Here is a 20,274-nt window from a genome sequence, read left to right as displayed (position 1 = left end):
TGAGGTCAGGCAAGTTATGATGGCGCCGTTGCTTTCCTGTACGGCGATGCTCAGGACGCGTATGGGCGTGATCCAGAGCGGGGCTGTTTTCACCAATTTTCGAAGAGAATGTAGATGACTAACAAGATTGCAATCATTACCGGCGTCACTGGGCAGGACGGTGCCTACCTGACCGAGCTGTTGCTTGGCAAGGGTTACAAGGTGTATGGCACATACCGGCGGACCAGTTCGGTCAACTTCTGGCGTCTCGAGGAGGTTGGCGTCGCGAAGCATCCGAATTTGGAATTGGTGGAGTACGACCTCACGGATCTGGGGACGACGATCGCGATGGTCCAGAAGATCCAGCCCGACGAGATCTACAATCTCGCTGCCCAGAGCTTTGTCGGAGTCAGTTTCGATCAGCCGACCACGACAGCGCAGATCACGGGTATCGGCGCGCTGCACCTGCTTGAGGCGATTCGTCTGGTGAACCCGAAGATCCGGTTCTACCAGGCATCGACTTCAGAGATGTTCGGTAAGGTCCAGGCGGTTCCTCAAAAGGAAGACACGCCGTTTTGGCCACGTAGCCCATACGGCGTTGCCAAGCTTTACGCCCACTGGATCACGGTAAACTACCGGGAGAGCTACGATATATTCGGATCCAGCGGAATTCTATTCAACCACGAAAGTCCGCTGCGCGGCCGGGAATTCGTCACCCGAAAAATCACCGACTCGGTTGCCAAGATCAAGTTGGGCCAACTGGACGTGCTGCAGCTCGGAAATCTGGACGCCAAGCGCGACTGGGGCTTTGCCAAGGAATACGTAGAGGGCATGTGGCGAATGCTCCAGGCTGACGAGGCCGATACCTTCGTGCTTGCAACCAACCGAACCGAAACCGTGCGTGATTTCGTCCGCATGGCTTTCAAGGGAGCGGGGATCGACGTCGAGTTTCGGGGCAAGGATCTCGACGAGACCGCAGTCGATACAGCGACCGGAAAGCTTGTCCTGCAGATCAATCCGAAGTTCCATCGTCCAGCAGAAGTGGACTTACTCATCGGCGATCCGGAAAAGGCAGAGAGGGTGCTTGGCTGGAAGCCGCAGACCACGCTCGAACAACTTTGTCAGATGATGGTTGAGGCAGATCTGAAGAGAAATGAACGTGGCTTCTCATTCTAAGCTGGCGGGGAAGCGCATACTTGTTACCGGAGCGTCCGGTTTTACCGGACGCTACGTCGTTGAGGAACTGATCCGGTCAGGTTGCCAAGTCATCTCGCTTGGCACTTCGATGGTTAATGTCGCTAGGCCTCCGCTTGGAGGCGAGTCCTACTATCAAGCCGATTTGCGTGACTGCGAATCCTTGAAGAAAGTTGTCGAGGTGAGCGAGCCCGATATCGTGGTCCATCTGGCAGCGCTTGCTTTCGTAGGCCATGGGCGCGCAGAAGATTTTTATAACATCAATCTTCTTGGGACACGCAACCTGCTCCAAGCGCTTGAGTCACGCGCCTCGAAGATAGAGCGAGTTCTTCTTGCCAGTAGCGCGAATGTCTATGGGAATCTTTCGTCCGGACTGCTGGATGAAAGTGTTGCGCCACTGCCTGCTAATGAGTATGCGATTAGCAAGCTTGCGATGGAGCACCTGGCAAGGCTGAGAATGGATTCTTTGCCCATCACGATTGCGCGTCCATTCAACTATACTGGGGTGGGGCAGTCTGTTGATTTTCTTATTCCAAAGATCGTCTCGCACTATGCAGGCGGCTCAAATGATATTGAATTGGGAAATCTGGATGTCTCACGCGACTTCGGCGATGTCCGCGCCGTCGCTCAAGCTTATCGGCTGTTGTTAGAAACGCCAGAGGCTGAAGGGCGTACCGTCAATGTATGTACTGGTAAAGGACATACCCTAAGAGAAATTTTGCGACTTTGTGAGGAATTGAGTGGACGATCTCTTCAAGTGCGCGTCAATCCCGCGTTCGTAAGAGCCAACGAGGTCAAAGTATTACTAGGCAATAACAATCTGTTGCTCCGACTTGTGGGGCACTGGGACTCCCCCCCGTTGGACGATACGCTGCGATGGATGTTGGGGCGTGGAACAGGGCAAGGCCACGCGCTGGCTATGGACGTACAACCGTGAGCGCCATAACAGGGCGTTCGGCGGAATCACCCCATCAATGAAATTGGCTATAGCCGCGTAGCTCCAATTTTGGCGAACGCTCAAACCGAGAGAATTACTCCCCCACTTCGCGCGCCGACGTACAACGCGATGGTGGAAAGCTTCAACGGCCGGCTGCGACAGGTGCGTCTGAACGAGCGTTAGTTCTTGTCCCTGGCCGATGTACGGGGCAAATCGAAGCGTGGTGGCGCTTCTATTACGAGGAGCGGCCCCCCAGTGCAGTGGCATGGAAAACCGCTCCAGAATTCGCCCGAGAACACGGGTCCCAAGCGAATTCCCAGGGGCCCAAAGAGGTTGAAATCTTCACCGACTGACGGCTATCGGGGATGGGGCACTCACTGGCCTGGCTCGATAGTGAGTCGCTGCAGTGCAAAGCCCAGCTGTCGCCCATCCCCGCCAATTCCTGCAGAAATAGGGCTAAATGCATTTGGCGTTCTGATTTCGAGGGTGCACAAGTCGCAATCGAGCGTGGCTTCCACGGAAGAGGAGTCATTCAACGTAGCAGAGTATATGCGCTTCTTAGATAGCAGAACTTCGATCTGTTGTTTGTTGATACTTCCTCCAAGAAAGGGAGCCACTTGCAATGTCAGGCGATCGCCTCGATGCGCTTTGAACTGTAATACAGCTCCACTTGCCAAGGAATAAACAAAGTCGCCTGTCGGTTCCGTGGTCGAAAACGAAGCGAGAGAACAGTCCTTAAGAGCCTCGCCGATGGAGTGGCTTCCTACGTACATCTTTTTTGCTATTGCTGGTATACAAAATGCATCTAGATTTAACGGTGATTGCTTGGGGGGATTAGCGCCAGGACGGGGGCTGATCAATACGGGGTTGGAAACCGTGTTGAGTGATAGAACGTCGAGGGAATGCTGTTTTCCGAACATGAACTCCCAGTCTTTGTTAACGTAGGCCGATGCACCTTCACGTATCAGCTCAAGCACCAGTGCAGTAGAGATCGGCCACGACTCGATTGTCACCGAGACGAGTACGGGTTTCCCCTTTGCGGAGGGCATGATCTGAGCAGGAAGCGTATATGTTTCCCTGCTCGAGAATGCAGGGTGGGGCCGATAACTTAAGATGATGAACATGCCAGCCAGCAGAAACATCGCTGGCGCGAAGGGTTTTGCGAATTTCTGCATTAGTTTCGCGGCCGCTTCCATGATCAAGAAGAAGCTGATTGCCACCAATGCGTAGACATAAAACGAGTTGAATTCATAGAGAGGTCCTGTAATACGCGTGGCCCAGAATACGGACATGACCAACGCGATCGCAGCGGCGAGGGCCACATTTCTGTACCCGTGAGTTCGCAAACGCAGAGGGGCGAATAGAATCGATAGAGCGGAGAGGCACAGAAAAACTGCTGCAAGCCAGGCGCTTGCCAATGTGGCCTTGTTGCTTGCGGCGGCCTCTGGATACGCGTCAAAGAGCCAGAAGCCCAGGATATAGCGCAGGGCGGAATGAAATGAAGGGCGCGGATCTTGGTTGGCGTGTAGGTAGGCAAGAACTTCCTGAATATTGGATGGCCTTACAAAAATCGCATTTATGAGAATGGGGAGCGCAAAAATCAACGCCATCACAAGCAGCCAGGTCAGCGTCCGAGCATGCGGTCGCCAATTCCTACCTATGCTCAGGATCCAGCCGACGGTTCCATAAGCGGCGACGGGAGTGACCAGCGCCGCCTGCGCTATGTGTCCATGTACGCAGAATCCGAAGGCAAGCGCCAGCGCGATTAGACCCGAATCCTTTCCTCTAGCTGCTGCGGCTGCCGCAATCACCAGCAGAAGAAACGGTCCGAACAGAACGTGAGGCGGCCAGATGCTTGAAAGACTTCCGAAGGTCGTCAGGCCCAGGACGATGATGACTGCGAGTACCAAGGTGCTCGCAGCCCTTTTGGAGTCGCACACGAGCGCACAGAGGCTTGCCGAGAGCGCCACAAAAAAGCTCTGCAGGATTATGCCTGCCAGGACATGCGCTTGATGCGGACTGTTTACCAGGTGTAAAAGCTTGAAGAAGACCAGTTCGCCGAGCGCATAGACATAGAAGAATGCCGGGCCGGGATGATGGAAATGCCAGCGAGAATAATTTCCCAGTAACTCTTTCATTGCTCCTGCATTGGAAATCTGCAGTCCATTAGCCGCGAAGTCGCCGGATTCAAGGACTGCTGGACCAAAAAGGAAGTCAAATGTTCCGACGAACTGGGTGCAAAGAATCGCCACGAATGCCGTAAAAAAGATTATTCGCAGATCTGGCTTAGTCGGGCTGCTGGCGGTTGGTCCTTTGGGGAAAAGGAGATTATTGGTATACATCATAACCATCGTAGTTGTGATATCCGTGGAAAGCGAATTCAACGAGGCGCGTTCATCGCGGCGGGGTGATCTTGAAGCTCAGATGTTTATGCCCAATAAAGCTCGTGAAAATGGGGGTGGCCACGCCGACGGCGTGTGCAATGGCTTCGGGATAAAAATTTAATCCGATCAATGGAAAAAACCAACGTGCCAGCAGCAAGCTGATCGCGATGGTCTGCAAGATGGCAAGTATGTTCACGGTCACGAACCAGAACGCCTGCTCATGCAGCGCATTTCCCGCCTTTTTGAATACGAACCGGCGGTTAAGCACGAACGCGATGGTCATGCCAACCAGGTACGCCAGCGCGATAGCGGGGACATAAGCGAGCCAATGGCTCAGAAGGATTCGCGAGGAAAAGTTGGCCGCGGCGGCGATGCCTCCCACGACCACAAAGCCGATGAACTGACGACTGATCATGCGTGCGACAACGCCGTTCGCGCGAGTTCGCTCCCTACTGAAATACTCTCATTGATCGAACGATCCTCCGGGTAATAGTACGCCGTGTCCGCCATGTAGAATCCTTGCAGCGGCGTCTTCATCGGCGGAAGCATGTCCTGGAAGCCTGGCGGGCAGATGGTCTGCGCGTATTCGTAGCGGTGGCAATGGGTTGCGCGGATCCACTCAGGCTTGAAGTCCGGATTGATCATCGGCAGGTAACTGATGACTTCGTCGATCAGTTGCTGATTGCTCCACTGCCACTTCGGATGAGTCTTGGGCATGTAGTAGGGCGCGTACACGATATGTTCGCCCGGGCCCTTGCCGGGATTGAGGTTGCTGTATTCGATCAGGCCGGGAATAGAGATCCTGTCGTCACTGATGTTCATCCAGAAGTTCTCGCTGACCGGCTTGGACAGCTTGAGTATCACGCAGGCAACCGGGATGTTGTCGATCGCGGCGACCTGGTCAGCGAAGATCTTAGGAAGGCCAGGCACCATGCCAGGCACGTACTGGATCGGTGCCGTCGATACCACGCCGTCATAGGCATGATGGCCGTCGCGGGTGCGGATGCCGGTGACCTTGCCGTCGACGGAGGCGACTTCCTCGATCGGTTGCGACAGCAGGATGCGTCCACCGAGGCGCTTCACTTCCGCGGCCATACGTTCCAGTAGCACGGCCGAGCCACCTTCCAGATAGCCCATGCTTTCGTTGAACAGGTTGCGCCGTGACAGCGCTACGCGCTTGATGCGGGTGCCGATCCAGGAGGCGGACAGGGCGTTCTGGTACTCGAAGAACTTCAGCGCGAAGGCCTTCTCCCACATTACTTTGTAGGCTTTGGGGCCGATCCAGCGAGTGATCCAGTCACGCGCATTTTCCTTGTCCAGCGCAGTCCAGTCGCTGATGCCCTTGGTGTGCATGACGTGCAAGGCGTAGCGGATCTTGTCAACAAAACCCAGGTGCGGGAAGCCGAGCAGTGCGAACGGCGTTCCCCACTTGTGCAGCTTGCCCTGGTAGTAGTACCCCATCTTGGTGTCCGTCCAGTGCAGGCGGTCGGACAGCTCCAGGTTCTCGAGCAACTTGAAAAGGGGGAAATCGGTCTTGCAGATGAAGTGGTAGTAGCGCTCGATGCGCAGGCCGTCGAAATCGAAGTCCGCGGACATGCCGCCGATGCGGTCGTCGCGTTCGTACATGTCGACCTGGTGGCCCTTCTTCAACAGTTCCATGGCAGCCATCAGGCCCATGGGGCCGCTGCCGACGATCGCGAATGTACTCATGGTTCTGGTCTCGTATGACGGTTCAGCGCTTGAGCACGATGTGGCTATAGCGCGGGTCGGTATAGCTTTCGCGGATCGCTTCCTCGAACGGCGTTTGTCGCACGCCGAACACCGCTTCGGTATCGACGCCCTTGAAGTCGTCGCCCGCGCTGAGCGCCTTGAGCTGGTCGGCTGTGAACGGCGGCTTGGAACTGAAGAGCGAATACACCCGCAGCAGGAAGGCGAAGAAGCCGATCGGGATATGCACGATTACGGTGTGCAGTTTCTTGACCCGCTTGATCGTCTTGATGATGTCGACGTAGTCCACGCGCGTATCGCCAACGATATCGTAGACATCGCCGTCGGGCTCGCGTTCGATGCATTTGGCGATGCAACGGCAGAAGTCGCGCTCGTATAGCGGCTGACGCATGAAGCGGCCATCACCCGGAATTGGGAACACCGGCGTCCTGGCCATGAAGCGCGACAGCCAGCCGAGGTGCTTAGGATCGAACCAGCCGAACATCAGGGTTGGGCGTAGCACGCAGTGGCGCAGGCCACTGGCGACCACCATCTCTTCCTGCGCGCGCTTTGTGTTGGTGTAGTCGTCCTTGGCCACCGAGTTCACCACCGAGGAGCTGATGTGCACCAGATACGGCACCTTCGCCGCACGGCAGGCATCGAGCACGTGCGCGGTCGCGGTCAGGTTGTTGCGGGTGAACAGGTCGGTCGTCTTACCGGTGATCTGCGCGTGCAACTGGGCGACGCAGGCTGCACCCTCGAACTCGCGTGCCCAGTCGCCGGGCTCAGCAAGGTCCGCCTGCACCACGTGCACGGCCGGGTGCAGCTCGCGCAGGATCTGCAGGTTGTGCGCGTGTTTGTCGATCGCCACCAACTGGGTGTAGCCCTGCTGCTCGAGTTCGACGATTAGGTTCTGGCCGACCAGGCCCGCGGCGCCGGTGATGACGATCTTGGCGTGTTTGTCCGTCATGTCAAAGCTTGATCCTGCGAAAGATGAATTCCGGGATGTTCTTGATCACCAACATGATTGCCCACCAGAAACTGGGCAGGTAGGCCACAGCGCGACGCTTGTCCACTGCACTGAGGATCCCCTTGGCAATCTGGTCCGGCTTTGCCCACAGTGCGCCCTTCTTGAAGGCTGCAGTCATGGGGGTGTCGACGAAGCCCGGCTTGATCGTGAGCACGTTGATGCCTTGCGGGCGCAGGCGCTGTCCGAGGCCGCTCAAGTAGGCGGTCACGGCGGCCTTGGCGCTTCCATAGAGGTAATTACTGGCTCGGCCGCGATCTCCAGCCACCGAAGAAATGACTGCCAGCGTGGCGCCCGACGTCAGTCGCGGCACAAGCGCAGCGCACAGCGCGATCGTGGAGGTGCCGTTGGTGGCGAATTCGCGCAGCGACAGTTCGACCGATGCGTTACATGCAGCCTGATCCGGGAGCGTGCCATGCGCGATCAACACGACATCGACACCGCCCAATGCAGCCCACGCTGCATCCAGAACCTCGCCATGACGCGCATTGTCGTTGACATCCAGCACGCCGATGCTGGTTCGCGCGCTGCGGGTGGTGAGGTCGGCCGCAATTGTTTCCAGGCGTGGGGCCTGGCGGCCGAGCAGGTGGACGGCCGCACCGCGTGCGGCGTAGCGTCGGGCGGTTGCTTCGGCAATGGCCGAGGTGGCTCCGATAATAAGGACGCGTTGCATGTCTACTCCGTGACCCGGCGCCAGAAGCCGGAAGAAAAACGTGGATCGAGATAGCTGCCGAACTCGCGCCAGCGGCCATAGGCACGCTGAAACGACTGTGCTGTCATACGTGCGTCCTTGGCAGGGTACAGAGCACCGCCTGCTTCGTCGACGATGCGGTCCAGTCGCTCAAGCAGGCGGAAGACATCAGGACCGGTATTGGGAAAGTCCAATGCCAAGGTCGTGCCTGGCCTTGGGAAAGACAGCATGCCGATGGAAGGTGTGTTGCCGAATTCCTTCAACACAGCCAGGAACGAGCCGCTGCCGCTGCGCGCGATCTCTGCAAGCAGCGCGTCCACTGCGTCCCGCGCGGTTGCGGGCGGCAAGACACACTGGTACTGCAGAAAGCCGGAGGGGCCGTACATGCGGTTCCAGTCACGGATGCCGTCAAGCGGGTAAAAGAACGGCAAAAGATGGCTGACGAAGCGTTTGTGCGGAGCCGGCTGGCGCCAATAGTAGAGCGCGTTGAAAGGCCGCAGGGAAAACGTGTTCACCAACGAAATCGGTGGAGTGACAGGCATGGAAAAACCTGCGCCTGGCGGTTTCGGTCGCTCGTGCGCAAGCCCGGTGCAGTGATCTGCGCGGGTAAAGTGCCCGCGCCCGCGCGCCTTGCCGCTTGCCAGGCAGTCGATCCACGCCACACTGTACTCGTGGCTTTCGGCCGCGGCTGCCGATAACGCAAAGAACTCGTCAAGCGAGCCGAAGCGAATGTTTTCCGCTTCCAGCGCGGGGCTTGCGACGCGGCGCAGCTGAATTTCCGCCCAGGTGATCAGGCCGGTCAGCCCGAGTCCTCCCACTGTGGCTGCGAACCAGCGATCGGTGTGATCCGGAGTGCACACCCGCCGCTCGCCGTCGCTACGCAACAGCTCGAATGCGCGCACATGGTGACCAAAATTGCCGGTCCGATGGTGGTTCTTGCCATGCACGTCGTTGGCAATCGCGCCGGCAACGGTGACGTAGCGGGTGCCGGGCGTCACCGGCAGAAACCAGCCTTGCGGCAATACCAGCTCGATGATCTCGTTGAGAGTGACGCCAGCCTCGCAGCGCAGCACGCCACTGGCGGGATCAAAAGCGATGAATCGATCAAGCCCGCGCGCGCACAGCAGTACACCATCCGGATTCAGGCAACTATCGCCATAACTGCGCCCGTTACCACGCGGCAGCGCAAGGCCGTCGAATGCGGGCAGAGTCGCTGCACGATCGTTGATCGGTAGCAGCGTCTGCTGCGCGCTGGGATACCGCCCCCAGGATTGCCCTGCGGCCATCAGATGGCGCTCAGTGCGAATAACCCGCACAGCACCACAACAATCTGGCTGACACGGTCGGTGGCAGCGAACACGATCGGGTCGTCATGCATCTCTCCGCGATGCGCAATGATCCAGACCCTGCTCACCCAATACAGCAGCACCGGGCACACTAGCCAGAGCAGCTTGGGATTGCGGTACAGCTCCACACTCTCGGGGCTGTTGATGTACAGCGCCATCACCATGACCGCGATGTAGCCGGCGGCCGCGCCCATGGATTGCAGCAGCGAGAGATCCTCCACCGAATAGGCCCGGCCACTGGCCCTGGTCTTGCCGCTGCTCAACATGGCATGCAGTTCCGTGTAGCGCTTGAGCAGCGCGAGCGACAGGAACATGAACATTGAAAATGCCAACAACCAGAACGACAACTCGATGCCGATCGCCACCGCGCCGCCGATGATGCGTACGGTGTAGAGCGCTGCGAGCAGCACCACGTCGATCATCACAATGCGCTTCAAGCGCAGTGAGTACGCCAAGGTCATGATGTAGTAGGCAAGCAAGACCAGGGTGAATTCAATGTTGCATGCCAGCGACAGCAGGAGCCCGGCAATGGTCAGCGCGGGGGCGACCAGCAGCCCATGCAAAAGCGGGAGCCGACCTGCCGCGAACGGGCGCTTGCGTTTGCGTGGATGCTGACGGTCAGGCGTCAAATCCAGCAGATCATTGAGCACATAGACGCCGGAAGCGCATAACCCGAACGCGACCAGTGCAATCGTGGATTGCAGGACCGATTCCAGATCCAGGAATCGGTGCGCGGTCAGCAGCGGAACGAACACGAGCAGATTCTTCAGCCACTGGTGCAGGCGCAACGCCTTCAGCCATGCACGGGCGCGCGACGGGGCAGGCCAATGCGCATGCACGGTCGTGCGTTGCGCCGCTGCCTTTGCCAGTGCGGTGCCGTTGTTGACGACCCAGGCGCCACCGGCCTTGTCCCAGACGTGCAAATCCACGCTGCCGTTGCCGGCGTAATCGAAGTTGCCCTGACCAAACGCGTCGACCAGTACGTCTGCCTTGTTGCGACCAGACAGATTGCGCTTGCCATCGCTGGCAATGACCTGCTCGAAGAGGCCTAAATGTTCTGCAATAGGCTGCACCAGCAGGGCGTCGGAGGCGGTGCACAACACGCGCGGGCGTTGCGTTGTGGTGCGCAACAGCTCGAGCACCTGGTGGTTGTAGGGCAGGGTCTCTGCAGGCAGGACGACGCGGGAGGCAAGTTCGCGCTTCAGTGCGGCCTTCCCACGCAACAGCCACAGCGGCAGCAAGAACACGTACAGCGGGTTTCGCGCCAGCAACGCCAGCACCGACTCATAGAGAATGTCCGAATTCAAAAGCGTGCCATCCAGATCCACGCACAAGGCGCGTCCCGAAACAACCGGATGGGTGGTGCTATTGGTAGGGGCGGACATCGATTGCCTGGCGATCCATTGCGGGGCGCCGATTATACCTGTCGTTCACCGCGTGTTCTTGCGGATGGTGAATTCTGCGGCGAGCATGGACACTGCCCCGACGAGGATGGCGTACCAAAGCGTCACCAGGCGTGCGGCGACAGCAACCGCAATGGCGTCCGCAGTAGAAATTCCAAGCCGATCGAGCATCAGGACGATGGCCAGTTCGGTCGAGCCGACGCCACCGGGCACAAACGACAGTGCGCCGATCAGCATCGCAAGCGGGTAAATACCGAGCGCGACCATGGGATCCAGTTGCACGCCCATGCCGACGCAAAGGCTCACGAACACCGCTGATGTCAGTCCCCAGGCGATGAACCCGGCAAGCATGCTTTGCGCGAACGCAGGCAGATCCAGGCAACTACGCAATTCCAGCGCTGCCGCTAGGAAAAAATGCGCCAGTCGCCGCAGCCAGCGGCCGGGAAGGCGCGCGGCCACGCTTTTCAGGTTGTCCAACAACGCGGGCCAGGCGGCTGCGCCGAACAGCGCACAGACAAATCCCAGCACGATTGCAGCTAGCGCGCCCAAGGTGGGGAATATCGACGCGGCCAGCAAGGACAGCGACAGGATGACCAGCAGGTCGGATGCGCGCTCGAAGACGAAGACGCCCAATGTGCGCTCGGCCGGAATGCCCATGCGCGCGAAGTAGCGAATCCGCATCAGTTCGCCTGCCTTGCCTGGCGTAGCGGTCAGTGCGAAGCCCGCCAAATAGCCAGCTAGGCCACGCCCCATTGGCACGCGATGTCCTTTGCGACGGAGCAGCCATTGCCAGCGCCAGTACCGAAACAGGTACGTCAGTGACACGGGCACGATTGCGAGCAACATCAGGTGCCAGACATCACTCAGCCGCGAAAATGTGCCGTTACCGTGGTCTACCCAGACCAATGCGGCGATATAGCCGCCGCATAACAGCACGACGAAGCCGACCAGGTAATCCAGACGGTGCCGCGATGTTGCGGCACCGTTGATGCCAGAAGACGAAGGCGAATCCATTGCAGCAGACGGGCCTCAGCCCAGCGCAGCCTCCAACTCCGGCAGCAGCGTAAACAGATCACCCACCAGCCCAATATCGGCAATCTCGAAGATCGGCGACTCCGGGTCCTTGTTGATTGCCACGATGGTCCCCGCATCCTTGATGCCGGTCAGATGCTGGATCGCGCCGCTGATGCCGATGGCCACGTACAGCTCCGGAGCGATGATCTTGCCGGTCTGGCCCACCTGCAGCTCGTTGGGCACGTAGCCGGCGTCCACTGCCGCGCGCGAGGCACCCACGGCGGCGCCGAGTTTGTCGGCCAGGCTGTAGATATGCTTGAAGTTTTCGGCCGAGCCGACGCCGCGGCCACCAGAGACCACGCGCTTTGCGCTTTGCAGGTCGGGGCGGTCGGAGCTGCCTGCGGCCAGGCCGACAAAACGGGTATGGGTCGGTAGCGCGGCCTCCAGTGTGACCGACTCAACCGTCGCGCTTCCACCGCCGGCAGCTTCCGGCCAGGAGGCGCTGCGCACCGTCGCAACCACGGTCTGCTCGGCCGGGGCCTTGACGGTGATGAGGGCGTTGCCTGCGTAGACCGGGCGCTTGAAGGTGTAAGCGTCTTCGACCGACATCAGATCGGAGATCTGGTTGACGCCCAGCAGCGCCGCCACCACCGGCATCAGGTCCTTGCCGAAGGTGGTGGAGGGGCCGAAGACATGCGTATAGCCCTGGCCGGCAAGCTGGGCGATCTGCGGGCCCAGCACCTGCGCGATGGCATGTTCGTTGGCGGCGTTCGCCACCGTCAGCACGCGGGCAACGCCGGCGAGTTGCGCAGCCTGCGCTGCGACCGCTGCCGGATCAGCTGCCAGCACCACCACGTCAATGGATTCGGCCGAGAGCGCCAACGCAGCGCTCAACGTCTTGGCGGTGGCCGCATTGAGCTGACCGTTGAGATGTTCGGCAACAACGAGAACCTTGGCCATTACAGCAACCCCTTCTGCTTGAGTGCGGCTACCAGCTCGGCGGCGTCCTTGACCATCACGCCACGGCTGCGCTTGGACGGCGCGGCGTAATGGGTGGTGGTCAGGCTGTCATGCGCGTCGATACCCAGATCGGCAAACGCCAGCGTTTCCAATGGCTTGCTCTTGGCCTTCATGATGTCCGGCAGCTTGATGAAGCGCGGCTCGTTCAGGCGCAGGTCGGTGGTGATCACTGCTGGCAGGTCCACTTCCAGCGTTTCCAGGCCGGCATCGACCTCGCGCGTGACCGTGGCCTTGCCGTCGGCAACAACGAGCTTGCCGGCGAAGGTCGCCTGCGGCCGGCCCCACAATGTGGCCAGCATCTGGCCGGTCTGATTGGCGTCGTCGTCGATGGCCTGCTTGCCCAGGATGACCAGATCCGGCTGTTCCTTCTCGACCAATTTGAGCAGCGCACGCGCGGCGGTCAGCGGCTCAACAGCCGCATCGGTCACCACGTGGATTGCGCGATTGGCGCCCATGGCCAGGCCGTTGCGCAGGTGCGCAGCCGCATCGGCCGGCGCCAGGGTGGCGACCACGACTTCCGTGGCGATGCCGGCATCGCGCAGGCGCAAGGCTTCTTCCAGGGCGATTTCGTCGAACGGGTTGGGCGAGAGCTTGACGCCCTCGGTCACCACGCCGGAGCCATCCGGCTTGACCTGAATGCGGACGTTGTAGTCCACCACGCGCTTGTAGGCGACGAGGATTTTCATCGTGTACGAGATCCTTCAGCGATTGCGGGAAGGCCCGGCCGCGGCGGCGAGCTCGGGGTGGAACTATTCTAACCGGGGTGGAGCTACCGTGCGATGGCGTATGGTTTGGGCGAGTGCAAGCAATGTCATTGCTTCAGGCTCAAGGCGACCCAGCCGTATATTCTGTGACACTCAAGACATTGCGACCAAACAATTGTGGAGATCGGTGAATTGTGACGACTTGGCTAGTAACCGGTGGGGCCGGCTTCATCGGCGGCAACTTTGTCTTGGAAGCGGTGGCCCTGGGCGTGCGAGTTATCACGCTGGATGCGCTCACTTATGCTGGTAACTTAGTGACGCTGGCTTCGCTGCGAAATCATCCGAACCACGTTTTTGTCAAGGGAGACATTGGCGACCGCGCGCTCGTGGCCCGCTTGCTAGCCGAGCATCGTCCAGATGCAGTGGTGAATTTTGCCGCCGAAACGCATGTGGATCGTTCTATCGATGGGCCTGCAACGTTTGTGCAGACCAATGTAGTAGGAACGCTTGGTCTACTGCAGTCAGTGCTCGATCACTGGCGAGCTCTTCCTGAAACCAATCGCATGGCATTTCGCTTGCTGCATGTGTCCACCGATGAGGTCTACGGTAGCTTGGGCGAAACCGGAAGGTTTACCGAAACTACCCCCTACGCGCCGAACTCGCCGTACTCAGCGTCCAAGGCGGCTTCGGACCATCTGGTGCGCGCCTTCCACCACACCTACGGTCTGCCAGTTCTCACGACAAATTGTTCAAACAACTATGGTCCGTACCACTTTCCTGAAAAATTGATTCCACTGGTCATCGCAAGGGCCCTGGCGGGCGAGCCACTGCCGGTCTATGGCGATGGCAGACAGATACGCGACTGGTTGTTCGTTAGTGATCATTGTGATGCCATTCGCATCGTGCTAGAGGGAGGGCGGGTTGGCGAGACCTACAACATCGGTGGCAACGCTGAACGACAGAATATCGAGGTGGTCCAAGCCATCTGCGCCTTGTTAGACCGGCTGCGGCCACGCGCTGACGGCCAGTCGCGTTCCACCCAGATTGCTCACGTGGTCGACCGCCCGGGTCATGATCGCCGTTATGCCATTGACTCCAGCAAACTTCGTAGGGAACTAGGCTGGCAGCCGGCGTATACCTTTGAACAAGGAATTGCGCTGACGGTGCAGTGGTATCTGGACCATCAGGACTGGGTGCAGGGGGTGCTGGACGGCAGCTATCGCCTGGAACGTATCGGCGCTGCCGCCTGAAGTAGCCTTCGCCTGAGCTCGTGCATGCTGCTAGCATTCAAGGATATTTGTATGACAGAACGCAAGGGCATCATCCTTGCCGGCGGTTCCGGAACGCGGCTATATCCCATCACCAAGGGCGTCAGCAAGCAGCTATTGCCGGTCTACGACAAACCGATGATCTATTACCCGCTCAGCGTGCTAATGCTGGCTGGGATTCGCGAGGTGTTGATCATCAATACGCCGCACGAGCAGCCGTTGTTCCAGACACTACTCGGCGACGGTGCACAGTGGGGAATGGATATCCGTTATGCCGTGCAGCCCAACCCAGACGGATTGGCTCAGGCGTATCTGATAGGCCGCGATTTCATTGGTGGCAGGCCAAGCTGCCTGGTGCTGGGCGACAATATTTTCCACGGGCATGGACTGACCGATGTGTTAAGGCGCGCCACTGAGCGTCAGCATGGAGCCACTGTGTTCGGCTACTGGGTCAATGATCCGGAGCGCTATGGAGTCGCGGAGTTCGATTTGCAGGGAAAAGTGATCGATATTGAGGAAAAGCCCTCGCGGCCTCGATCGAACTATGCCGTCACTGGGCTTTATTTTTACGATGGCCTGGCGTGTGACTATGCTGCTGAGTTGAAGCCTTCGACTCGCGGAGAGTTGGAAATCACCGACCTCAATCGTCGCTATCTTGAGACAGGAAAGTTGCATCTAGAGCCATTGGGACGTGGATACGCCTGGCTTGATACGGGTACCCATCAGTCCTTGCATGAAGCCTCCAACTTCATCGAGACGATCCAAATGCGTCAGGGCTTGCAAGTCTGTTGCCCTGAAGAGATTTCCTTTGCTCGGGGCTGGATAGATGCCTTGCAGCTGGAGCGGTTGGCCGCCCCGCTGCGTAAAAATGCCTATGGTCAATATCTGCACTCACTGGCACAACGTGGAGTGGTTCCTTGAAAGTCATCGAGACGTCCTTGCCCGGTTGCTTCGTCATTGAGCCAAGAGTCTTGGGTGACGAGCGGGGTCAATTCTTCGAAGCCTGGAATGCCGAGCGCTTCGACCAGCACGGCTTTCCCGCGCGATTCCTGCAGAGCAATATCTCCACTTCGACCAAGGGCGTGCTGCGCGGTCTGCACTACCAATGGCCGCGTCCACAGGGGAAACTGGTCAGTGTGCTGGAGGGCGAGGTCTACGACGTGGCGGTGGATATCCGGCGCGGATCACCGTACTTCGGTCAGTGGACTGCCGCCATCCTGAGCGCCGAGAATAATCGGCAGTTCTGGATTCCGGAAGGCTTTGCGCATGGGTTCGCGGTCCTGTCCGAACGCGCGATCTTCAGTTACCTGTGCACTGATATCTACGTCCATGACGCCGACGCAAGTGTTCGCTGGAACGACGCCACCATCGGCGCCGATTGGCCGATCAGCTCGCCGATCCTGTCTGGCAAGGATCGGGCTGCGCCCCTTCTGGAAGACATCGACGACGCGCGTTTGCCTATCTATCAACCATGAAGTTATTGGTGATCGGCGCAAACGGTCAGGTCGGCACCGAGCTGCTGCGTGCCTTCGCAAAGGAAGGTGAGATGCTGGCAACCACGCGCTCTGGGCAGTTGGCTGACGGGCGTGCCTGCGAGCAGCTCGATCTGGACGTACCGATGTTGCTCAAACCCACGCTGGACCGCTTGCAGCCAAGTTGCGTTATCAACGCAGCCGCCTACACCGCCGTCGATCGTGCCGAGCAGGAGCGTGATGCGGCCTTCCGCGCCAATGCGGAGGCGCCGGCGGTCATTGCCCAATGGTGCGCGCGCGCCGATGTGCCCTTGGTCCATTATTCGACCGACTATGTCTTCGATGGGCAGGGCACGCGCCCCTATCGGCCGGACGATGCCACCGCGCCGCTCGGCGTGTACGGGCAGAGCAAGCTGGCTGGCGAGCAGGCAGTGCAGGCGGCTGGCGGCCGTCACCTGATCTTCCGCACAGCGTGGGTCTACGCGGCGCACGGGCACAATTTCCTGCGCACGATGCTGCGCGTGGGCGCCGAGCGCGACGTGCTGCGCGTGGTCGCCGACCAGTTCGGCACGCCCACGCCAGCGGCATTGATTGCCGACATCACGGCGCATGCGCTACGCCAGCCGGGCGAACCCTCCGGCTTGTGGCATCTGACCGCCGTCGGGCAGACCACCTGGCACGGTTTCGCCGAAGCCATCTTCGCCCAGGCGCGTGCGCGCGGTCTGCTCGCCCGCACGCCGGGCGTGGAGGCGATCACCACCGCCGACTATCCTACGCCGGCCACGCGCCCGGCCTATTCGCGACTGGATACCCACAGCCTGCAGGACACCTTCGGCGTCCGCCTGCCGGACTGGCAGGATGGATTGAGCCAGGTGTTGGACACGCTCGCCCAACAGTGAACCTCGTCAGTGGTGCCATTGATCGGTGCAGCTTCAGCACCGACTCATAGCTTGCACTTCGCTTCGGCTACCATCGGAGGCTGATCCGCGCCGTACCGGCGAGCTGCTCCGCGCAGGTCGCCGTCGACGTGGATGTGCCGCTGAAGCGATGCCACGCACCATGCATACGTTAAACGTATGCAGGTCTGCGCTGTATCGCATCAGTCGGCACCGTGCAGGTTCTTGCGTATCCCCCAGCGGGCGCGCCAGTCCCATTGCGGGCTCGGCCGCACCGTCACTACGCCATGACCTGCATGCAGCGCGCTACATCCTCCCCCATCCAAAGTCGCAAGGAATTCCAATGAAGATCGCTGTCGCGGGTACCGGCTATGTCGGTCTGTCCAATGGCGTGTTGCTCGCCAAGCACCATGAAGTGGTGGCGCTGGACATCGTCGAGTCCAAGGTCAAGCTGCTCAACGAAGGCCGCTCGCCGATCGTCGACAAGGAACTGGAGGCTGCGCTGGCCGAGGGTGGTTTGAACTTCAAGGCCACCCTCGACGCCAACGAGGCGTTTGCCGGCGCCGAATTCGTGATCATCGCCACACCCACCGACTACGATCCGGACACCAACTATTTCAACACCAAGTCGATCGAGGTCGTGATCGCCAAGGTGCTGGAGATCAACCCGCAGGCGACGATGGTGATCAAGTCGACCATTCCGGTCGGCTACGTCGCCAAGCTGCGTGCACAGTTCGGTACCGACAACATCATCTTCTCGCCCGAATTCCTGCGCGAAGGCCGCGCGTTGTACGACAACCTGTACCCGTCCCGGATCATTGTCGGCGAGCGCTCAGCGCGTGCGGAGACCTTCGCGCGGCTGTTGCAGGAAGGCGCGCTCAAGCCCGACGTGCCGGTGCTGTTCACCGAGCCGACCGAGGCCGAGGCGATCAAGCTGTTCGCCAATACCTACCTGGCGATGCGGGTGTCCTACTTCAACGAACTGGACACCTACGCGCTCACCCATGGGCTGGATAGCCGCCAGATCATCGAGGGCATCTGCCTGGATCCACGTATCGGCAGCCATTACAACAACCCTTCCTTCGGCTACGGCGGTTACTGCCTGCCCAAGGACACCAAGCAGTTGCTGGCCAACTACCAGAGCGTGCCGCAGACCATCATCCGGGCGATCGTCGATTCCAATACCACCCGCAAGGACTTCATTGCCGCCGACGTGCTGCGGCGCAATCCCAAGGTGGTTGGCATCTATCGGCTGATCATGAAGGCCGGGTCGGACAATTTCCGTTCGTCCAGCATCCAGGGAGTGATGAAGCGCCTCAAGGCCAAGGGCGTGGACGTCATCGTGTACGAGCCGACGTTGAGCGATCCGGAGTTCTTCCGCTCGCGCGTGGTCAACGACCTGGAGGCCTTCAAGCGCGAGGCCGATGTCATCATCAGCAACCGTATGGCCGACGCGCTGCAGGACGTGCAGGAAAAGGTGTATACGCGCGACCTGTTTGGCGATAACTGAGCCCGGCCGGCGCCGGGTTCTGGCCGGTGGCAATGCTACTCGTCTAGGCGTCCATGAGGTTCACGCGATGCGGCGCTGTCGTCGCCTCGCAGGCGGCCCCGCTTGGCTTTCCAAAACGGTATCCGAGTGCGGGCGATGCAACTGCGTCGCCCGCATGCATTGGAGTGCAATGCCGTTCGCGCAAGCATGCGACCTTTGATCTGCCAACGCGTAGCGTGTCTCAATCGAAAGTGAGTGGCGGATAACGCAAGACGGCGGCCATGGGCCGCCGTCGATCTTGCCTTCTACGTTGAGACGTGCGATTAAGCGCGCCCGTAGGTGTCTTCGAAGCGCACGATATCGTCTTCGCCCAGATAGCTGCCGGACTGCACCTCGATCAGCTCCAGCGGCAGCTTGCCCGGATTGCGCAGGCGATGGGTCACGCCAAGCGGGATGTAGGTGCTCTGGTTTTCGGTCAGCAGCAGCACTTCTTCGCCACGCGTCACTTCGGCCGTGCCGCTGACCACGATCCAGTGTTCGGCGCGGTGGTGATGCATCTGCAGGCTCAGCACCGCACCCGGTTTGACGGTGATGCGCTTGACCTGGTGGCGCTGGCCCATGTCGATGGAATCGTAAGCGCCCCATGGACGGTAGACCTTGCGATGCCAGGTGGCCTCGGAACGGCCAGCGGTCTTGATCTGGCTGACGACGTCCTTGACCTCCTGAATGCGGTCGCGGTGACCGACCAGCACGGCGTCCGGCGTTTCGACGACCACCACATCCTCAAGCCCCACCATGGCGATCAGGCGCGAGCCGTACGCGTAAGTGTTCTGGCAATCGAGCTGGATCACGTCGCCATGGTGCGCGTTGCCTTGCGCATCCTGGTTGGAAACATCCAGCAGCGAGGACCACGAACCAACGTCGTTCCAACCCGCATCCAGCGGCACCACGACCGCATCGGCGGTCTTTTCCATCACTGCATAGTCGATCGAATCCGACGGGCTGGCAGCGAAGGCGTCCTTGTCCAGACGGGTGAAATCGGCATCGCGCTTGCCGTTTTCCCACGCCTTCTGGCACGCATCGGCGATGGCCGGATGGAACTTGCGCAGTTCTTCCAGATAACGCGACGCACGGAACAGGAACATACCGCTGTTCCAGTAGTACTCGCCGCTTGCCAGGTAGCTTTGTGCGGTGGCGAGGTCGGGCTTTTCGACGAAGCGCTCGACTGCGCTGGCACCGGTACCGGCGCTGGCCTTGATATAGCCATAGCCGGTTTCGGGCGCAGTCGGCTTGATGCCGAAGGTCACCAGCTTGCCTTGCTCGGCAGCAGCCGCTGCCAAGTTCACTGCCGCCTGGAATGCAGCCTCGTTCTGAATGACGTGATCGGAAGGCAGCACCAGCAATAGCGGGTCGGCGCCATCGCGGGTTGCTTCAAGCGCTGCAACGGCAATTGCCGGCGCTGTGTTGCGTCCCTTGGGCTCCAGCAGGATGGCCGAAGGCTTCACGCCCAACTGCTGCAGCTGCTCGGCAGCCATGAAGCGGTGTTCTTCATTGGCGACCACGATGGGGGCGTGGCCTGCGACGGGAGCCGCGCGCAGCCAGGTGGACTGCAGCATGCTCTTGTCGCCGACCAGCGGCAGGAACTGCTTGGGATAGGACTCGCGCGACAGCGGCCACAGGCGCGTGCCGGAGCCGCCGGACAAGATAATGGGTAGGACGTCGCTCATGGGCGGGGGAAACTCC

At 59.8% G+C, this 20,274-nt stretch carries 18 protein-coding genes; 7 read left to right on the top strand and 11 right to left on the bottom strand.

The window, feature by feature from the left end:
* Positions 1–114 precede the first annotated feature (114 nt).
* Positions 115–1,155, top strand: coding sequence for a GDP-mannose 4,6-dehydratase (gene gmd, locus ACCQ00_RS17475; RefSeq protein ID WP_039583365.1), 1,041 nt, complete (start codon positions 115–117; stop codon positions 1,153–1,155).
* Positions 1,133–2,110: an NAD-dependent epimerase/dehydratase family protein gene (locus ACCQ00_RS17470; RefSeq protein ID WP_080948899.1), complete on the top strand. Its 978-nt coding sequence runs from the start codon at positions 1,133–1,135 to the stop codon at positions 2,108–2,110. Before gmd ends, ACCQ00_RS17470 begins: the two co-directional genes overlap by 23 nt.
* Before the next feature lie 374 nt (positions 2,111–2,484).
* On the opposite strand, the gene ACCQ00_RS17465 is transcribed toward ACCQ00_RS17470, so the two are convergent.
* The 10 genes from ACCQ00_RS17465 to ACCQ00_RS17420 all read right to left on the bottom strand — a co-directional run bounded on the left by ACCQ00_RS17465 (position 2,485) and on the right by ACCQ00_RS17420 (position 13,388).
* Entirely contained in the window at positions 2,485–4,494 is a 2,010-nt protein-coding gene (locus ACCQ00_RS17465) for a hypothetical protein (RefSeq protein ID WP_236493343.1), read from the bottom strand.
* Positions 4,495–4,504: 10 nt separating this feature from the next.
* Positions 4,505–4,909: a GtrA family protein gene (locus ACCQ00_RS17460; protein ID WP_039573094.1), complete on the bottom strand. Its 405-nt coding sequence runs from the start codon at positions 4,907–4,909 to the stop codon at positions 4,505–4,507.
* Entirely contained in the window at positions 4,906–6,204 is a 1,299-nt protein-coding gene (locus tag ACCQ00_RS17455; protein WP_039573097.1) for an NAD(P)/FAD-dependent oxidoreductase, read from the bottom strand. The genes ACCQ00_RS17460 and ACCQ00_RS17455 overlap by 4 nt, the downstream gene beginning before the upstream one ends.
* Before the next feature lie 22 nt (positions 6,205–6,226).
* Positions 6,227–7,171 (bottom strand): NAD-dependent epimerase/dehydratase family protein, encoded by a 945-nt coding sequence (locus ACCQ00_RS17450; protein ID WP_039573100.1) that lies wholly within the window; start codon positions 7,169–7,171, stop codon positions 6,227–6,229.
* A 1-nt stretch (position 7,172) separates the two neighbouring features.
* Positions 7,173–7,901 carry an SDR family oxidoreductase gene (locus tag ACCQ00_RS17445; protein WP_039573102.1) on the bottom strand — a complete coding sequence of 243 codons (729 nt, stop codon included), beginning with the start codon at positions 7,899–7,901 and terminating at the stop codon, positions 7,173–7,175.
* A 2-nt stretch (positions 7,902–7,903) separates the two neighbouring features.
* A complete protein-coding gene (locus tag ACCQ00_RS17440; RefSeq protein ID WP_039573104.1) occupies positions 7,904–9,205 on the bottom strand; it encodes an FAD-binding oxidoreductase in 1,302 nt (433 codons plus the stop codon).
* Positions 9,205–10,593 (bottom strand): UbiA family prenyltransferase, encoded by a 1,389-nt coding sequence (locus tag ACCQ00_RS17435; RefSeq protein WP_039573106.1) that lies wholly within the window; start codon positions 10,591–10,593, stop codon positions 9,205–9,207. The genes ACCQ00_RS17440 and ACCQ00_RS17435 overlap by 1 nt, the downstream gene beginning before the upstream one ends.
* Positions 10,594–10,695: 102 nt before the next feature.
* The gene (locus ACCQ00_RS17430) at positions 10,696–11,682 is read right to left on the bottom strand and encodes a lysylphosphatidylglycerol synthase transmembrane domain-containing protein (RefSeq protein WP_039573109.1); all 987 of its coding nucleotides are present in this window, start codon (positions 11,680–11,682) and stop codon (positions 10,696–10,698) included.
* A gap of 15 nt (positions 11,683–11,697) precedes the next feature.
* Positions 11,698–12,642 (bottom strand): electron transfer flavoprotein subunit alpha/FixB family protein, encoded by a 945-nt coding sequence (locus tag ACCQ00_RS17425; RefSeq protein ID WP_039573112.1) that lies wholly within the window; start codon positions 12,640–12,642, stop codon positions 11,698–11,700.
* Complete coding sequence (locus ACCQ00_RS17420; protein WP_039573116.1) at positions 12,642–13,388, bottom strand: electron transfer flavoprotein subunit beta/FixA family protein; 747 nt, start codon at positions 13,386–13,388, stop codon at positions 12,642–12,644. Before ACCQ00_RS17420 ends, ACCQ00_RS17425 begins: the two co-directional genes overlap by 1 nt.
* Before the next feature lie 212 nt (positions 13,389–13,600).
* On the opposite strand from ACCQ00_RS17420, the gene rfbB reads away from it, so the two are divergent.
* From rfbB to ACCQ00_RS17395, 5 genes are all read left to right on the top strand, one after another.
* Entirely contained in the window at positions 13,601–14,656 is a 1,056-nt protein-coding gene (gene rfbB / locus ACCQ00_RS17415) for a dTDP-glucose 4,6-dehydratase (protein WP_039573117.1), read from the top strand.
* A gap of 51 nt (positions 14,657–14,707) precedes the next feature.
* The gene (rfbA, locus tag ACCQ00_RS17410) at positions 14,708–15,595 is read left to right on the top strand and encodes a glucose-1-phosphate thymidylyltransferase RfbA (protein ID WP_039573187.1); all 888 of its coding nucleotides are present in this window, start codon (positions 14,708–14,710) and stop codon (positions 15,593–15,595) included.
* Entirely contained in the window at positions 15,592–16,149 is a 558-nt protein-coding gene (rfbC, locus tag ACCQ00_RS17405; RefSeq protein WP_039573120.1) for a dTDP-4-dehydrorhamnose 3,5-epimerase, read from the top strand. Before rfbA ends, rfbC begins: the two co-directional genes overlap by 4 nt.
* Positions 16,146–17,045 carry a dTDP-4-dehydrorhamnose reductase gene (gene rfbD, locus ACCQ00_RS17400; protein ID WP_039573124.1) on the top strand — a complete coding sequence of 300 codons (900 nt, stop codon included), beginning with the start codon at positions 16,146–16,148 and terminating at the stop codon, positions 17,043–17,045. The genes rfbC and rfbD overlap by 4 nt, the downstream gene beginning before the upstream one ends.
* A gap of 340 nt (positions 17,046–17,385) precedes the next feature.
* A complete protein-coding gene (locus tag ACCQ00_RS17395) occupies positions 17,386–18,552 on the top strand; it encodes a nucleotide sugar dehydrogenase (protein ID WP_017158251.1) in 1,167 nt (388 codons plus the stop codon).
* Between the two features lie 302 nt (positions 18,553–18,854).
* Here the strand turns inward: ACCQ00_RS17395 and ACCQ00_RS17390 are convergent, their stop codons facing one another.
* Entirely contained in the window at positions 18,855–20,258 is a 1,404-nt protein-coding gene (locus tag ACCQ00_RS17390) for a mannose-1-phosphate guanylyltransferase/mannose-6-phosphate isomerase (protein WP_372353994.1), read from the bottom strand.
* Positions 20,259–20,274 lie beyond the last annotated feature (16 nt).

The sequence above is a fragment of the Xanthomonas sp. NCPPB 3761 genome (assembly GCF_041475705.2).
GTDB classification, from domain to species: domain Bacteria; phylum Pseudomonadota; class Gammaproteobacteria; order Xanthomonadales; family Xanthomonadaceae; genus Xanthomonas; species Xanthomonas phaseoli.
The sequence above is the reverse complement of the archived record's forward strand: the minus strand, read 5'-3'. Positions and strand labels throughout refer to the sequence as shown.